We start from the raw sequence: 12,963 nt of genomic DNA, 5'->3' as shown, positions 1-12,963 counted from the left end.
TGACCATTCACCGGCTCAAGGGTTCCGATCGGTCCGGAGGCGGGGCGGTTGAGGAGAAACGGGCGGCGAGCACACCGCCGACTCCCGGGATGAGGGCCAGCAGGCGGGGCCGGGCCCGGGAGGTTGCGGCCAGCGTAGCGCCGATGACCAGCAGATACGAGCAGCCGTGGAGCGGGCCCAGCAGCTGGGTGACCGGGCGGGCGTGGATCGTGGCCAGGTTGAGCAACATCAGGAGCAGCGTGCCGAGCTCGACCCGGGCGGCGACGCGCAGGAGCACCGTCAGGCTCCCGTCGTCGAGCCGGGGCGCACGATCATCAGCACGACGACGGTCGCCCACAGCAGGTTGAACAGGCCCGAGGTCATGCCGAGGCGGGCCGGGACCGCCGGCTCCCCGGCCACCGCGGCCGCCTGGGCGGGCAGGATCACGAAGCCGAGCACGGCGGCGGCCACGGCGGTCAGCCCGATCGAGGTCAGCAGCCACGCGTCGCCGAGGACGCCGAGGGAACTGGCGGTGGCGAAGCCGAAGACCGGAACGGCCAGGCCGAGTACGGCGTAGACGCGGCAGATCCGATGCAGGGTGGCCAGTTGCGCGCGGTCGCCGCGGCGCAGCGCCGGCGGGAACATGCTGGCGGCCACGGTCACCGGGCCGATGGCGACGATGGCCGCCAGGACGTGGAGCGAGAGCAGGAGCTTTATCACGATCACCGACCGTATGGGCGCCGGCGAGTGGGTGACAGTGGCAGGAATGCCACAGCTCAACGGATAATCGCCAACCATGCACCAGGTCGCGGTTCTCGCGCTCGACGACGTCATCCCGTTCGACCTCGCGACGCCGCTCGAGGTATTCGCCCGGGTGCGGCTGGGTGACGGGTCAACCCCTTATGCCGTACGCGTGTGCGCGCCCCGGCCACAGGTGAGCGCGGGCTGGTTCACAATCGCCGCGCCGTACGGTCTCGACGCGCTGGACAGCGCCGACACGGTCATCGTCCCGGGCGTCGGTGAGCCCGCGAAGCCCGTACCCCCCGATGTCGTGACCGCGCTGCGGACGGCCGCGAGCCGCGGCACCCGGATCGCCTCCATCTGCGCCGGCGCCTTCGTCCTGGCCGCGACCGGCCTGCTGGACGGGCGACGGGCGACCACTCATTGGGCCGGCACCGAGGCGTTCCGGGCGATGTTCCCCGCGGTCGAGCTCGACCCGGACGTGCTCTACGTCGACGAGGGGCAGTTCCTGACGTCGGCCGGTGCCGCCGCCGGCCTCGACCTCTGCCTGCACCTGGTGCGCCGCGACCACGGCTCGGCGGTGGCGGCCGACGCCGCGCGGCTGTCGGTGATGCCGCTGGAACGCGACGGCGGCCAGGCCCAGTTCATCGTGCCCGAACGACCGCCGGCCCCGCGCGGCTCGGCCCTGGAGCCGCTGCTGCTGTGGCTGGAGCAGGACGCGCCGGCCGAGCTGACCCTGGACGACATCGCGGCCAAGGCCGGGATGAGCGCGCGGACGCTGAACCGGCGCTTCCGCGAGCACACCGGCACGACGCCGCTGCAATGGCTGCACCGGGCGCGGATCCGCCGGGCGCAGCACCTGCTGGAGACGACGGAAAGCCCGGTGGACCGGATCGGCGCCGAGGTGGGGTTCGGCTCGCCGACCGCGTTCCGTGACCGCTTCAAGCGGATCGTCGGAACGACACCGCAGAGCTACCGGCGAGCGTTCACGCGGCGTTAGGCCGGCGGGCGATCACTCGCCGGTGGATTCGGCGAACGCCTCGCCCGCGATCTCGATCTTCACGGTCTTGCCGACCAGGAAGCCGCCGGTCTCCAGGGCCACGTTCCAGACCAGGCCGAAGTCCTCGCGCTCGAACTGGGCGGTGGCGCTGAAGCCGAAGATGTCGCGGCCGTACGGGTCGCGGCGGGCGCCACCGTACTCGACCTGGAGGTCGACCGGCCGGGTCACGTCGCGGATGGTCAGCAGGCCGTTGACCACGAACTTGCCGTTCGACCTGGCCGCGGCCGGAATCTCGGCCGCGCCGGCCCGCCGGGTCAGCGGATTGTTGCGCAGCCGGGCCCACTGGAAGATCGCGTCGTTGGTCTCCTGCCACTGCACACCGGTGCTGCGGTACTCCAGCGTCGGATACTTCTCGACGTCGAGGAAGTCGGGGCTGGACAGGTGGGTGTCGCGGTCGGGGTTGTGCGTGGTGATGCTGGCCGCCTCGATGGACGCGGTGACCGACGAGCGGGCCGGGTCCTCGCCGATGACGATGGTGGCCGTGCCCCGGGCGAACTCGCCGCGGATCGGGCTGACCATCATGTGCTGGGCCAGGAAGCCGAGCCGTTTATGGGCTTCGTCGAGCACATAAACACCCGGGTCGGGAATGGTCAGGCCGTTCCATTCGCGGATCGGTCGGTCGACCATAGCTACGCTTCACCCCTCGCCCCGTCGGTAACCTCACCGATCTTAGGACGTTCATTTTTGAATTACCTGAGTGTGCGCAGCTCAGTGGCCGGGGACACTGTCGCGAAAGGGCGCCTTGGTCCGATTTGAGAGCGGCCCGGATCACAATTTTCCAGCGTTCGTAGCTCAGGGTTCGAACGACCGAAACAAAGAGTCAACAGTGACAAGCGCCACTGCGCTATTGCTGGATATCTACAGCTTTCCGGTGAGCTCGATCGAGTGGATGCGGTCGGACAGCTCGGAGGCGTGGTGGGCCAGGATCAGCTCGTCCGCGCCGACCGAGGTGGCGAAGGCGGTCAGCTGGTCGCCGACCTCTTCGGCCGTGCCCACGGCGGTGTAGCGGGTCATCGCGGCCAGCGACGCCCCGTTCGGTGAGGCCAGGAAGGCGTCGATCTCGGCGTCGGTGAAGTTCGCGCCGCGCGCACCCCGGGTGAGCATCGAGCGCGTCCGCGCCCGGTAGGCGATCGCCTTCTGCTCGTCGGCGGTCGCGTGGTCGTCGGCCGCGAAGACGTTCATGCCGGCGATCACGTACGGCTTGTCGAGCTGGTCGGACGGGCGGAACTTCTCCCGGTACACGGCGACCGCGGTGTGCAGGGCGTCCGGTGCGAAGTGCGAGGCGAACGCATACGGCAGGCCCAGCTGCGCGGCCAGGTTGGCCCCGAACAGCGACGAGCCGAGGATGTAGAGCGGCACGACCTCGTCCGCGCGCGGCACCGCCTGCACGCCCGGCACCCGTGAGCGGCCGGACAGATATCCCTGGAGCTCCTGCACGTCGGCCGGGAACGAGTCGGCCGAGCTGTTGTCGCGGCGCAGGGCGAGCATCGTGTTCTGGTCGCTGCCCGGCGCCCGTCCCAGGCCGAGGTCGATCCGGCCCGGGAAGAGCGTCGCGAGGGTGCCGAACTGCTCGGCGATGACCAGCGGCGAATGGTTGGGCAGCATGATGCCGCCGGCGCCGAGCCGGATGGTCGAGGTCTGCGAGGCGACGTAGCCGATCACCACGCTGGTGGCCGACGAGGCGATCGTCGGCATGTTGTGGTGCTCGGCGTACCACACCCGGCGATAGCCGCTGCGCTCCGCGGCGCGCGCGAGTTCCACGCTCGCCTCGAAGCTGTCCCGCGCGGTCTGACCGGCGGAGATGGGCGCGAGGTCGAGCAGCGACAGCGCTGGCGCCATGGTGGGGTTCCTCCCGAAAAGTAGGTTCAGGCTTGAACCTACTCCCCGGTCCTTACCTCGACACTGTGCCGGGCGTCACCCCGCGCTCGATGGCGCGGGCGGCGGCCAGCGCCACGTGGTCGTGGTGGAGCCGGGCGATCACCTGGACGCCCTGCGGCAGTCCGCCGGTCACCCCGGTCGGCACGGCCACCGCGGGCAGGCCGAGGAAGTTGGCCGTGACCAGCAGCCGGTGCTGCCGCCAGAGCTCGGTCGCGGCCTCGGGCCCGCTCAGGTCATAGCCGATGAGCGGCATCGCGGCCGTGGTCACCGGGCCGATCACCACCGGATATCGGCAGTGGAACCGCCGCCACGCGGCGGCCAGGACGTGCCGCTCGGCCCACGCCGCCTGATACGCCGCCGAGGTGTCGAGCAGCTCCACCCCGGCCACGTTGTCGGCGAAGTACTTCATCGTGCCGGCCGACAGCGGGCCGGGCAGCAGTCCGGGAGCGAAGACGGTCGCCTGCATCTCGGTCGCCGACAGCTGCCGCCACAACTCGGCGCAGCGGTCCACACTCGGAGGCTCCGCCTCCTCGATCTCCCATCCGGCTCGCCGCAACGCTTGCGCCGCTTGGCGTACGGCCGAAGCGACCTCGGCCGACACACCCCAGCCGCACGGATCCACGGTGAACGCCGCACGCCGGGGACCCTCGTAGGTGGACGGATGCGGGACCGTGACGGTCAGCGGATCGAAGTCGTCGGCACCGTGCATGACGCCGAAGAGCAGGTCGAGGTCGGCGACGGTACGGGCCAGAGGGCCGTTGACCGCGAACGCCTGAAGCGACAGGGACACCGGCTCGGCCGCCTGCCCCGGCGCCGGGACCCGGCCCGCCGAGGGCCGCAGGGCGGCGATCCCGGCCGCGTGCGCGGGCAGCCGCAGCGAGCCGCCGTAGTCGTTGCCCAGCCCGGCCGCGACCATCCCGGTGGCCACCGCGACCGCGTCGCCACCGCTGGAGCCGCCGGGCACCCGCGCGCGGTCCCACGGGTTGAGCGTGCGGCCGTACAGGTCGTTGTCGGTGTCCCAGCGCAGCCCGATGTCGGGCATGTTCCCGCGGGCGACCGGTATCGCGCCCGCGTCGAGCAGCCGCTGCACGAAGGTGGCGTTGGCCGGCGGGCTGAAGTCGCGCAGGAAGGGCAGGCCCGAGGTGGTGGCCGACCAGGTGAGGTCGATGTTCTCCTTGACCGAGATCGGCACGCCGGCCAGCGGGCCGGGATCCTCGCCGCGGGCGATCCGCTCGTCCAGGGCGGCGGCGGCCGCGCGAGCACGGTCGCCGAGCACGACGGTGACGGCGTTGACGGTGGGGTTGACCTCGGCGATCCGGTTCAGGTGCTCGTCGACGACCTCGGCCGCGGCGCGCTTGCCGGCCCGCACGGAGTCGGCGATCGCAGCGGCGGAGACAGAAGCGTCGGTCATGGCTCTCCCAGGACGGTGATGGTCAGGCGGACCCCGTCGGGGCCGCCGAGGCGTACACATTGGTGGTTGGGCTTGGTGGTGGAAGCGAGCCAGCGGTGCTCGCCGGTGCCGGGCGCGGGCACGAACTCGGGCGCGTCGCTGGAGGCCAGGGTGAGCCGGAGCGCGTGACCGGCCGCGAGGCGATATCCGGTGTGGCCGAGGTCGAGCTCGACCGGAAAGCCGTCGCCGGGCTCGAGGAGGGTCTGCTGACCGCGCGCGATCAGCCGGGCGCTGCCGTCCGGCGCCACGTCGAGCAGCCGCGCGAAGAGGTCCATTTCGGGCCCGTCCGACCCGGCGACGGCATCGACCTTCACCGGACCGCCCAGATCGATCGGCTCGGCCACCGGCTCACCGGTGAAGGCGAGAACGTCGTCCCGGTCGGCCAGCCCGCGCTCGTCGGGATGCTCGGCCAGGAAGGCGAACGGGTCGCGGACCGGCGACGGCACCGGGTTGCCGGCGTCGTGGGTCCAGGTCGCGGTTCCGGCCTCTCCCGCACACGAGCCCAATACGCCGTCACCGTTCGCGTGCAGCGTCGTCGCCCGGCTTCCCTGCGGCGGCCACGTCGGACTCATGCGATAGGTGGGATCGCCCGAACCGGCGAGCTGCCACCGTACGCGGGGAATCTCTTTCTCCTCTCCCCGCAGGAAGACGTCGAAGAACTCGACCGCCGGGTCCAGGTAGGCCGCCAGGGCTCCGGTGGACGGGCCGGGGCCGCCGAAGTGGCTGTTGTTCTCGTGGTCGATGGCTTCGAGGAGCAGATATTCGTTGTGCCGCCAGCCCGGGCTCCCGGCGATCCGGCGATGATCGGCCCACTGCCACGGCGCGCAGTTGTCCCACCAGCCGATCGTCATCAGCACCGGCACGGCCGGAGCGTCGAACGGGCTGCCGGCCGGGAACCGCCGCAGGGTCACCGGATGCGGGAACCAGAGGTCGTACGACGGCGAGCGGCTCCCGACCGCCGCGAAGAACTCCTCCACCGCCTCGGCCAGCGGGCGGCGCGACCAGTCGAGCCGCCATTCGAGGATGTCCCGGTCGTGGAACATCGACAGCGGATAGAACCGGTGGACCGCCATCTCCACGTCGTGCGTGCGCTGCCCGGCCGCTGGCACCGGCAGCTCCCCGAGCCGGGTGCCGGTGACCCGCGGGACCATGGCCCGCAGCGCGCGGTGCCCCGAGGAGGCCGCGGCCCACTGGGTGAAGCCGTAGTACGAGTCGCCCCACATGCCGACCACGCCGTCCGACCACTCCTGGTTGATCACCCAGTCGATGGTGTCGTAGCCGTCGTACGTCTCGTTGACGAACAGCAGGGTCTCGCCCTCGGACCGGAACTTGCCGCGGACGTCCTGCACCACCATGCGGTAGCCGCGGGCCGTGAAGTAGGCGGCCACCTGCGGCATGAACGTGTATTCGCCGGTCTTGTCGTATGGCAGCCGGGTGAGGACGGTCGGCCCCGGGCCGCCGCCGGCCGGCAGGTAGACGTCGGTGGCCAGCCGCACGCCGTCGCGCATCCTGACCATGTGCTGGGTGGCGTCCGGCGACAGCGGCCCGGGCCCGGTGCGGTGGATCTCGAGCGTCATGTCAGAGCACCTCGAAGAAGCGGATGCACACCTGGCCGCCCTCGCCGCGGGCCATCCCCACGAACACCGACTCGGCCAGCCACCGGTGCTTGCCGGCGCCGGTGCGGAAGACCGGGCTGGTGCGGTAGTAGTACTCGGTCTCCGGGACGTCCTCGCCCGCCTCGACCCGCGCGTCGACCTCGGGCGCGGCCCGCCAGAATCCCCGGTTGCGGATGTCGATGACCGTGCCGTCGTCCGCCCGCAGCAGATAGTGGGCGTCGAGCGCGGTCACCGGCCCCCGAGTGGTCGACCAGTCGCCGCCGCCCGCGAGGACCGTGCCGGTCAACCGGGGCCCGTCCACGGTGCCGCCGGTGATCGGGGTGAACTGGACGCCGTCACCGATGTCCACGGTGGCGGCGACGCCGACCCGGGCCTCGAACGCGAAACTGAGCTGGGGATCGAGCATGCGGTCCTCGTTTCCTTGTACGTCGTGACAATCAATTAGGCTGACCGGATGGGACGCCCGAGCCTCGTCGCGGAACGAACCGAGCAGATCATGCGGGCCACCGGTCGCAGCCTGCGCAAGTACGGCCTGGCCGGCACCACCCTGGAGCGGGTCAGCGAGGAGTCGGGGCTGAGCCGCAGCCACGTGCGGCACTACGTCGGCAACCGCGACGACCTGCTGCGCGCGTTCACCACCTGGCTCTACGCCGGATACGAGACCGAGTTCGTCGGCAAGATCGCCCAGGCCGGGCCGGGGGCCAAGCTGCCGCACGCCATGGACTACCTCTTCCAGACCGGCTTCGTGCCCAGCGACGACGACACGGTGATCCGCGAGCTGGTCACGGCCGGCATCACCGACGCGAGCATCCGCGAGGTGCTGCAGACCCGCTATCTGCAGGCGGTCTCGGCCATCGAGGACGCGCTGGCCGACGAATATCCGGATGCGGCGCCGGCCGCCCGGCGCAGCGTCGCCTACGGGCTGTGGTGCCTGGCCCTGGGCAACTCGACCATGGCCGAGCTCCAGCTGCCGGTCGCCTCGGGCGGTCTGGTCCGCACGGCGGCCGACGCGCTGCTCGAGCGCCTGGCCTAACACGGCCGGCTCCCCCGCCGCCGTGGCACCCATCCGGCCCGGGGCACCGACTCGACAAGCCGGCGTGTGTAGTCCTCCCGCGGATCGTCGAGCACCTGGGCCACCGTTCCCGACTCGACGACCCGGCCGCGGCGCATCACCACCACGTCGTCGCAGACGTGCCGTACCACCGACAGGTCGTGGGTGATGAACAGATAGGCCACGCCGGTCGCGGCCCGCGCCTCGACGAGAAGGTTGAGGATCTGGGCCTGGATCGACACGTCGAGCGCGGCCACGGCCTCGTCGAGCACGAGCAGCCGGGGTTCGGCGGCCAGGGCCCGGGCGATCGCCACCCGCTGCCGCTGGCCGCCGGAGAGCGCGCGGGGCAGCGCGGCGCCGTGCCCCTCGCCCAGCCCGACCAGGGCGAGCAGTTCGGCGACGCGGTCACGCCGGGCCCGGCGGTCGAGCCCATGGTGGGCCAGCACCTCGTTCAGGCAGCTCGCCACGGTCTGCCGGCGGTCCAGCGACTGGTACGGGTCCTGGAACACCATCTGCACGGCGCCGGCCAGGGTCACCGTCCCGCTCGTGGCCCGTTCGAGGCCGGTGACGACGCGGGCGCAGGTGCTCTTGCCCGACCCCGACTCGCCCACGACGGCCAGCGATCCACCCTCGGCGACGCTGAAACTCACGCCGTCCACCGCGACCACGCCCTTGAACTCCTTGCGCAGATCCCGAACGTCCAGCAGGGCGCTCATCGGCTCACCTCCGTGACGGGCAGAAGGTGGCAGGCGGCCGCACCGCCACCGAGCGGGAGCAGCGCCGGGACGGTGTCGCGGCAGCCCGGTTCGGCCCGCGGGCATCGGTCGGCGAACACACACCCCGGTGGCGCGTCGTGGGCCGATTGCGGTGTGCCGGGCACGGTCTCCAGCCGCGTGCCGGGCTCGACCGCGCCGGGGCGGGACTTCAAGAGCGCTTGGGTGTACGGGTGACGGGCACCCGAGTGCAGGTCGGCGGCGGGCAGGATCTCGACGATCCGGCCCGCGTACATCACCGCGATCCGGTCACAGACGGCGGCCGCGAGTTCCAGGTCGTGCGAGATGAACAGCAGGGCGGCCCCGCGAAGACGGCGCTGCTCGGTGAGGATGGCCGCCACCTCCTCCTGGGTGGTGACGTCGAGCGCCGTGGTCGGCTCGTCGGCCAGGATCAGCGCGGGCGAGGTGGCCAGGGCGGCGGCGATCACGACACGTTGCAGAAGACCCCCGGACAGCTCGTACGGCCTCTGCCGCAGCCGCCGTTCGACATGGTCGACACCGATCTCGTCGAGGATCCCGCTCACTTTTTCGAGGGCGGCCCGCCGGTCGTACCCCTGCTGCCGCAGCACCTCGCCGAGGAAGTCGCCGACGGTCCGGACCGGGTTGACCGTCGCGCGCGGGTCCTGGAATACCATCGCCACGTCGTGCGACCGCATCCGCCGCAGCGCGCCCGCGTCCATGGCACCGACGTCCTGCCCCCGCAGCCGGATCGTCCCGGTCGTCTTCGCGCCGCGAGGCAGCAGCCGCAGCACGGACCGGACGGTCATCGACTTGCCCGATCCCGACTCGCCGACCAGGCCCACCGCCTCCCCGGCGCCGACGCCGAGGCTGATGTCGCGGAGAATCGCCCGCGACCCGATCGTCAGTTCCAGGCTCTCGATCGTCAGAAGCGATGCCTCGCTCATCGGGCGCCTCCTCCGAAACGCTGGGCGAGCCGCTCGGCGACGGCCGTGAAGGCGACCACCGCGATCACGACGGCGATCGCGGCGTACAGGGACTGCTGCGGGCTGCCGGCCAGGATGGACGGCTGGCCGTTGGCGATCATGAGACCCCAGTCGGCGACCGGCGGTTGCAGGCCCAGGCCGAGGAACGAGATCGACGCCAGGTCGACCATGGCGTAGCCGAAACCGATCGCCGTCTGCACCAGCAACAGCGGCGCCAGGTTGGGCAGCAGGTGACGCAGGCAGATGTGCCAGGCCGGGAAGCCCTGCACGCGCAGCGCCTCGATGTACGGCAGGTTCCGCTCGCGCAGCGCCGCCGCCCGCATGACGCGGGCGATCACCGGCACGTACGCCACCGACAGCGCCACGACCGGCGCCACGAACCCGGGCCCGAAGATCGCGGCCACCGTGATGGCCAGCACCAGGCCCGGGAAGGCGAACATGATGTCGAGCAACCGCGACACGGCCGCGTCGAACCAGCCGCCGATCCACGCCGCCGACACCGCGAGTGCCGTGCCCACCAGCCCGGCCGCGAGCACCACCACGAACGGCCCGGCCAGGCTGCTGCGCGATCCCACGATCAGCCGCGACAGCAGATCACGCCCGAGATCATCGGTGCCGAGCGGATGCGCCGCCGACGCCGGGGCGAACGCGTTCAGCGGATCGACAGCGTTCGGATCGTGCGGCGCCAGCAGCGGAGCGAAGACCGCCACCAGCACGATCAGCCCGCAGACGACCGGAGCGAGCGCCGCCACCGGCCGTACCGCCGAAAAGCGCGACAAACGCATTGAGCCGCGCGGCAGAGGCGCCGTAAGCGCCACGCCCGTCGTAGCGTCGTCGCCTCGGCGCATCACCGCGCCTCCGTCCGGCCGCGTCGTCACGCTGCCTCCTTGGCGCGCAGCAGGCGCGGGTCCAGCAGGGCGTTCACGATGTCGACCAGCGTGTTGACCACGACGAAGACGGCCACCAGCAGCAACGCGATCACCTGCACCACGACCAGGTCCTGCCGGGCCGCGCTCTGCACCAGCAGCGATCCCAGCCCGCTGACGCCGAACGCCTGCTCGGCCACCGCCGTCCCCGCGAAGAGCCCGGCCACGGTGATGCCGCTGACCGCCACCACCGGCGGCGCCGCGTTGCGCAGCACGTGCCGGCGCAGCACCGGCCATGCGCGAAGCCCGCGCGCCCGCGCCGCCTCCACGTGATCGGAGCCCAGCTCGGCCCGGACCTCGGCCCGCGTGATCCGGCTGACGTAGGCCAGGAAGCCCGCGCTGAGCGCTACCGCCGGCAGCGTCAGGTGATGGAGCCGATCCGCGAGACCGCTGCCGGTGCCGTAGACCGGGAACCAGGTCAGCTTCGTCGCGAACAACCAGATCAGCAGGATCGCGGCCACGAACGCCGGCGCCGCCATCAGCACTGTCGTACTCACCGTGATCGCCACGTCGGCCGCCCGGCCGGCCACCGCGGCCAGGATCCCGGTCGCGACTCCGAAGAGCAGGATCAGCGCCGAGGCGTACGCCACCAGCAGTGCCGTCGTCGCCAGACGCGCGCCGATCAGCGCGCCCACCGGCTCCTTCAGCACCAGCGAATCGCCCAGGTGCCCGGTGAGCACGCCCGACAACCACCGCCAGTACTGCTCCAGGAACGGCTCGTCGAGGTGGTATTCGGCACGGATCGCGGCCAGCGCCTGCGGGTTGGGCTGGTGCCCACCCGCGAGCAGGCTGGCCGGGTCGCCGGGCGCCAGGTGGAGCGCCCCGTAGATCACGAAGCTGGCCACGAGCAGCGTGGCGAGCACCCCGGCCAGCCGCCGGCTCAGGAAGCCGATCACGCGCCGGCCTTGCCGACCAGCGCCGCCCAGGGCGAGCTGATGTAGGAGAACGAGGCCGGCGCCCCGGTCAGCCGCTTGGTGAGGAAGAGCCGGTTGTACGACTGGGCCAGCGTGATCTGGAGCCGCGCGTCGGCGAAGACCGCCTGCGCGGCGACGAAATGCTCCGCGGTCACCTGCGGATCGGTGGCGGACGTCGCGGCCCGGATGTCGGCGGTCACCTTCGGGTCGCTGTAACCGGTCCAGTTGAACGCGCCTTCTTTGAGGACGAAGCCTGGCGCGTAGTACAGCGCGCCCGGCACCTCCAGATATCCGGTCGTCGCGATGAGGTCGATGCCCTGGCGCAGCGCCGGGTCGTAGAACAGCCCGGCGAACTCCGCCGCCTGCAACTGCTTGATCGTCATGGTGAGCCCGATCTGCTGGGCCGCCGCCTGGGCCAGCGTGGCCGTCTGCAGCAGCGACTGATCGCCCGCCGGCACCGCGATGACCAGGTTCTTCACCGCCGGGGCGGCCTCGGCCACCAGCTTCCTGGCCTCGTCGAGGGAGGCCGTGGCGGTGTCGGGCAGCGCCGCGTACCCGGCGTCGTACACGCTCTTGGCCGGGCTTCCCTGCCAGGCCAGGGGCGGGGTGAACGTCTTGAGCGGCGCCCCGGCGCCCTTGAGCACGCTGGTCACGAAGCTGTTCTTGTCGATGGCCAGGTCGAGCGCCTTGCGCAGGCGCGGGTCGGCGGCCGGCCCGGTCGGCGAGACCGCGCCCAGGCTGTACGTCTCGGTGCTCGGCCCGAAGAAGAGCGTGCCGTTGGCCGCCTTGCGCAGCGCGGCCAGCCCACTGGCCGGGGCTCCGTACACCCCGTCGACCTCTCCGGACAGCAGGGCACTGGTCAGTGTGCTGCTGTCGGTGAGAAAGACGAAGTCGAAGGTGGCGGCTCGGGCGCGGCGGGCGCTGTCCCAGTACGTCGCGTTGCGGATCAGGGTGATCTTCTGGCCGGACTGCCAGCCGCCGAGCTTGAACGGGCCGGTGCACATCACGCCGGTGCTGGGCGAGCCGTACTTAGATCCGGCCGTGGACAGGAGTTTCGCCGAGCTGATCGCGCCCGGCACGCCGGCCAGGCCGGGGATGAACTGGGCGTCGGGCGCCCGGAAGCGGACCGTGACCTGCAACGGCCCGGTCGTGTCGATGGCGGCGACGTGGGCGAAGACGTGGGCGCTGTAGGAGGCGACCTTGGGATCCATGTGGCGTTTCAGGCTGGCCACGACGTCGTCGGCGGTCATCGCGCTGCCGTCGGTGAAGGTGACGCCGTCGCGCAGGTCGATGACGACGGTCCTGGCGTCCTTCTGGGTCACCGCGGTGGCCAGGCCGGGTGAGGTGGAGTAGTCGGGTTCGAGACGCAGGAGGCTCTCGCACAGGTTGGTGACCACCGAGTTGGCCGAGTAGTCGCCGGTCTTGGCCGGGTCGAGCGAGGCCGGCTCGCCGGACGGGAGGGCCCAGGTGACCCGGTCGACGTCGCCCGTGGCGGGTGGGGTGGCCGAGACGAGCTTGATCTCCGCGGAGCCGGCCGGCTTCGAGCCGCCGCAGCCTCCCGCGGCCAGGCACAGCGCGGCGATCGACGCCGGAATCCACCGTTTCATCCCTTGCCTCCTGCTCATAGGTGT

Annotated in this window: 14 protein-coding genes; 2 read left to right on the top strand and 12 right to left on the bottom strand. The window is 71.7% G+C overall.

What is annotated here, in order from left to right; translation table 11 throughout:
- Window positions 1–7: 7 nt before the first annotated feature.
- Together ACQP2X_RS22285 and ACQP2X_RS22280 are read right to left on the bottom strand one after the other, a co-directional pair.
- Window positions 8–229, bottom strand: a complete 222-nt coding sequence (locus ACQP2X_RS22285; protein ID WP_498700999.1) for a DUF3817 domain-containing protein — start codon at window positions 227–229, stop codon at window positions 8–10.
- A 50-nt stretch (window positions 230–279) separates the two neighbouring features.
- Window positions 280–699 (bottom strand): hypothetical protein, encoded by a 420-nt coding sequence (locus ACQP2X_RS22280; RefSeq protein WP_498699888.1) that lies wholly within the window; start codon window positions 697–699, stop codon window positions 280–282.
- A gap of 76 nt (window positions 700–775) precedes the next feature.
- On the opposite strand from ACQP2X_RS22280, the gene ACQP2X_RS22275 reads away from it, so the two are divergent.
- Complete coding sequence (locus tag ACQP2X_RS22275) at window positions 776–1,720, top strand: GlxA family transcriptional regulator (RefSeq protein WP_498699885.1); 945 nt, start codon at window positions 776–778, stop codon at window positions 1,718–1,720.
- A gap of 12 nt (window positions 1,721–1,732) precedes the next feature.
- On the opposite strand, the gene ACQP2X_RS22270 is transcribed toward ACQP2X_RS22275, so the two are convergent.
- From ACQP2X_RS22270 to ACQP2X_RS22250, 5 genes are all read right to left on the bottom strand, one after another.
- Window positions 1,733–2,407, bottom strand: a complete 675-nt coding sequence (locus ACQP2X_RS22270) for a YceI family protein (RefSeq protein WP_498699884.1) — start codon at window positions 2,405–2,407, stop codon at window positions 1,733–1,735.
- Between the two features lie 231 nt (window positions 2,408–2,638).
- Window positions 2,639–3,619, bottom strand: a complete 981-nt coding sequence (locus ACQP2X_RS22265) for an LLM class flavin-dependent oxidoreductase (RefSeq protein WP_498699882.1) — start codon at window positions 3,617–3,619, stop codon at window positions 2,639–2,641.
- Window positions 3,620–3,671: 52 nt separating this feature from the next.
- A complete protein-coding gene (locus ACQP2X_RS22260; RefSeq protein ID WP_498699881.1) occupies window positions 3,672–5,069 on the bottom strand; it encodes an amidase family protein in 1,398 nt (465 codons plus the stop codon).
- The gene (locus tag ACQP2X_RS22255; protein WP_498699880.1) at window positions 5,066–6,685 is read right to left on the bottom strand and encodes a CocE/NonD family hydrolase; all 1,620 of its coding nucleotides are present in this window, start codon (window positions 6,683–6,685) and stop codon (window positions 5,066–5,068) included. Before ACQP2X_RS22255 ends, ACQP2X_RS22260 begins: the two co-directional genes overlap by 4 nt.
- A 1-nt stretch (window position 6,686) precedes the next feature.
- On the bottom strand, window positions 6,687–7,130 hold the full coding sequence (locus tag ACQP2X_RS22250) for a DUF3237 domain-containing protein (RefSeq protein WP_498699878.1): 444 nt from the start codon (window positions 7,128–7,130) through the stop codon (window positions 6,687–6,689).
- 48 nt (window positions 7,131–7,178) lie between these two features.
- Between ACQP2X_RS22250 and ACQP2X_RS22245 the strand changes: the two genes are divergently transcribed.
- Window positions 7,179–7,757 carry a TetR/AcrR family transcriptional regulator gene (locus tag ACQP2X_RS22245; protein WP_498699877.1) on the top strand — a complete coding sequence of 193 codons (579 nt, stop codon included), beginning with the start codon at window positions 7,179–7,181 and terminating at the stop codon, window positions 7,755–7,757.
- Here ACQP2X_RS22245 and ACQP2X_RS22240 read toward each other — a convergent pair.
- From ACQP2X_RS22240 to ACQP2X_RS22220, 5 genes are all read right to left on the bottom strand, one after another.
- Complete coding sequence (locus ACQP2X_RS22240; RefSeq protein WP_498699875.1) at window positions 7,754–8,491, bottom strand: ATP-binding cassette domain-containing protein; 738 nt, start codon at window positions 8,489–8,491, stop codon at window positions 7,754–7,756. The genes ACQP2X_RS22245 and ACQP2X_RS22240 overlap by 4 nt on opposite strands.
- The gene (locus ACQP2X_RS22235) at window positions 8,488–9,453 is read right to left on the bottom strand and encodes an ABC transporter ATP-binding protein (protein ID WP_498699873.1); all 966 of its coding nucleotides are present in this window, start codon (window positions 9,451–9,453) and stop codon (window positions 8,488–8,490) included. Before ACQP2X_RS22235 ends, ACQP2X_RS22240 begins: the two co-directional genes overlap by 4 nt.
- Complete coding sequence (locus ACQP2X_RS22230; RefSeq protein ID WP_498699872.1) at window positions 9,450–10,244, bottom strand: ABC transporter permease; 795 nt, start codon at window positions 10,242–10,244, stop codon at window positions 9,450–9,452. Before ACQP2X_RS22230 ends, ACQP2X_RS22235 begins: the two co-directional genes overlap by 4 nt.
- Window positions 10,245–10,366: 122 nt before the next feature.
- A complete protein-coding gene (locus ACQP2X_RS22225) occupies window positions 10,367–11,314 on the bottom strand; it encodes an ABC transporter permease (protein ID WP_498699870.1) in 948 nt (315 codons plus the stop codon).
- Complete coding sequence (locus tag ACQP2X_RS22220; RefSeq protein ID WP_498699869.1) at window positions 11,311–12,939, bottom strand: ABC transporter substrate-binding protein; 1,629 nt, start codon at window positions 12,937–12,939, stop codon at window positions 11,311–11,313. The genes ACQP2X_RS22225 and ACQP2X_RS22220 overlap by 4 nt, the downstream gene beginning before the upstream one ends.
- Window positions 12,940–12,963 lie beyond the last annotated feature (24 nt).

The organism is Actinoplanes sp. CA-131856 (assembly GCF_050956135.1).
Taxonomy (GTDB): Bacteria; Actinomycetota; Actinomycetes; order Mycobacteriales; family Micromonosporaceae; genus Actinoplanes.
The sequence above is the reverse complement of the archived record's forward strand: the minus strand, read 5'-3'. Positions and strand labels throughout refer to the sequence as shown.

Excerpts from the sequence above, each read along its gene's own strand:
- ACQP2X_RS22250 (WP_498699878.1), bottom strand. The coding sequence starts at position 7,130 with ATGCTCGATCCCCAGCTCAGTTTCGCGTTCGAGGCCCGGGTCGGCGTC.
- ACQP2X_RS22275 (WP_498699885.1), top strand. The coding sequence starts at position 776 with ATGCACCAGGTCGCGGTTCTCGCGCTCGACGACGTCATCCCGTTCGAC.
- ACQP2X_RS22265 (WP_498699882.1), bottom strand. The coding sequence starts at position 3,619 with ATGGCGCCAGCGCTGTCGCTGCTCGACCTCGCGCCCATCTCCGCCGGT.
- ACQP2X_RS22255 (WP_498699880.1), bottom strand. The coding sequence starts at position 6,685 with ATGACGCTCGAGATCCACCGCACCGGGCCCGGGCCGCTGTCGCCGGAC.
- ACQP2X_RS22245 (WP_498699877.1), top strand. The coding sequence starts at position 7,179 with ATGGGACGCCCGAGCCTCGTCGCGGAACGAACCGAGCAGATCATGCGG.
- ACQP2X_RS22240 (WP_498699875.1), bottom strand. The coding sequence starts at position 8,491 with ATGAGCGCCCTGCTGGACGTTCGGGATCTGCGCAAGGAGTTCAAGGGC.
- ACQP2X_RS22270 (WP_498699884.1), bottom strand. The coding sequence starts at position 2,407 with ATGGTCGACCGACCGATCCGCGAATGGAACGGCCTGACCATTCCCGAC.
- ACQP2X_RS22235 (WP_498699873.1), bottom strand. The coding sequence starts at position 9,453 with ATGAGCGAGGCATCGCTTCTGACGATCGAGAGCCTGGAACTGACGATC.
- ACQP2X_RS22220 (WP_498699869.1), bottom strand. The coding sequence starts at position 12,939 with ATGAAACGGTGGATTCCGGCGTCGATCGCCGCGCTGTGCCTGGCCGCG.
- ACQP2X_RS22285 (WP_498700999.1), bottom strand. The coding sequence starts at position 229 with ATGTTGCTCAACCTGGCCACGATCCACGCCCGCCCGGTCACCCAGCTG.
- ACQP2X_RS22260 (WP_498699881.1), bottom strand. The coding sequence starts at position 5,069 with ATGACCGACGCTTCTGTCTCCGCCGCTGCGATCGCCGACTCCGTGCGG.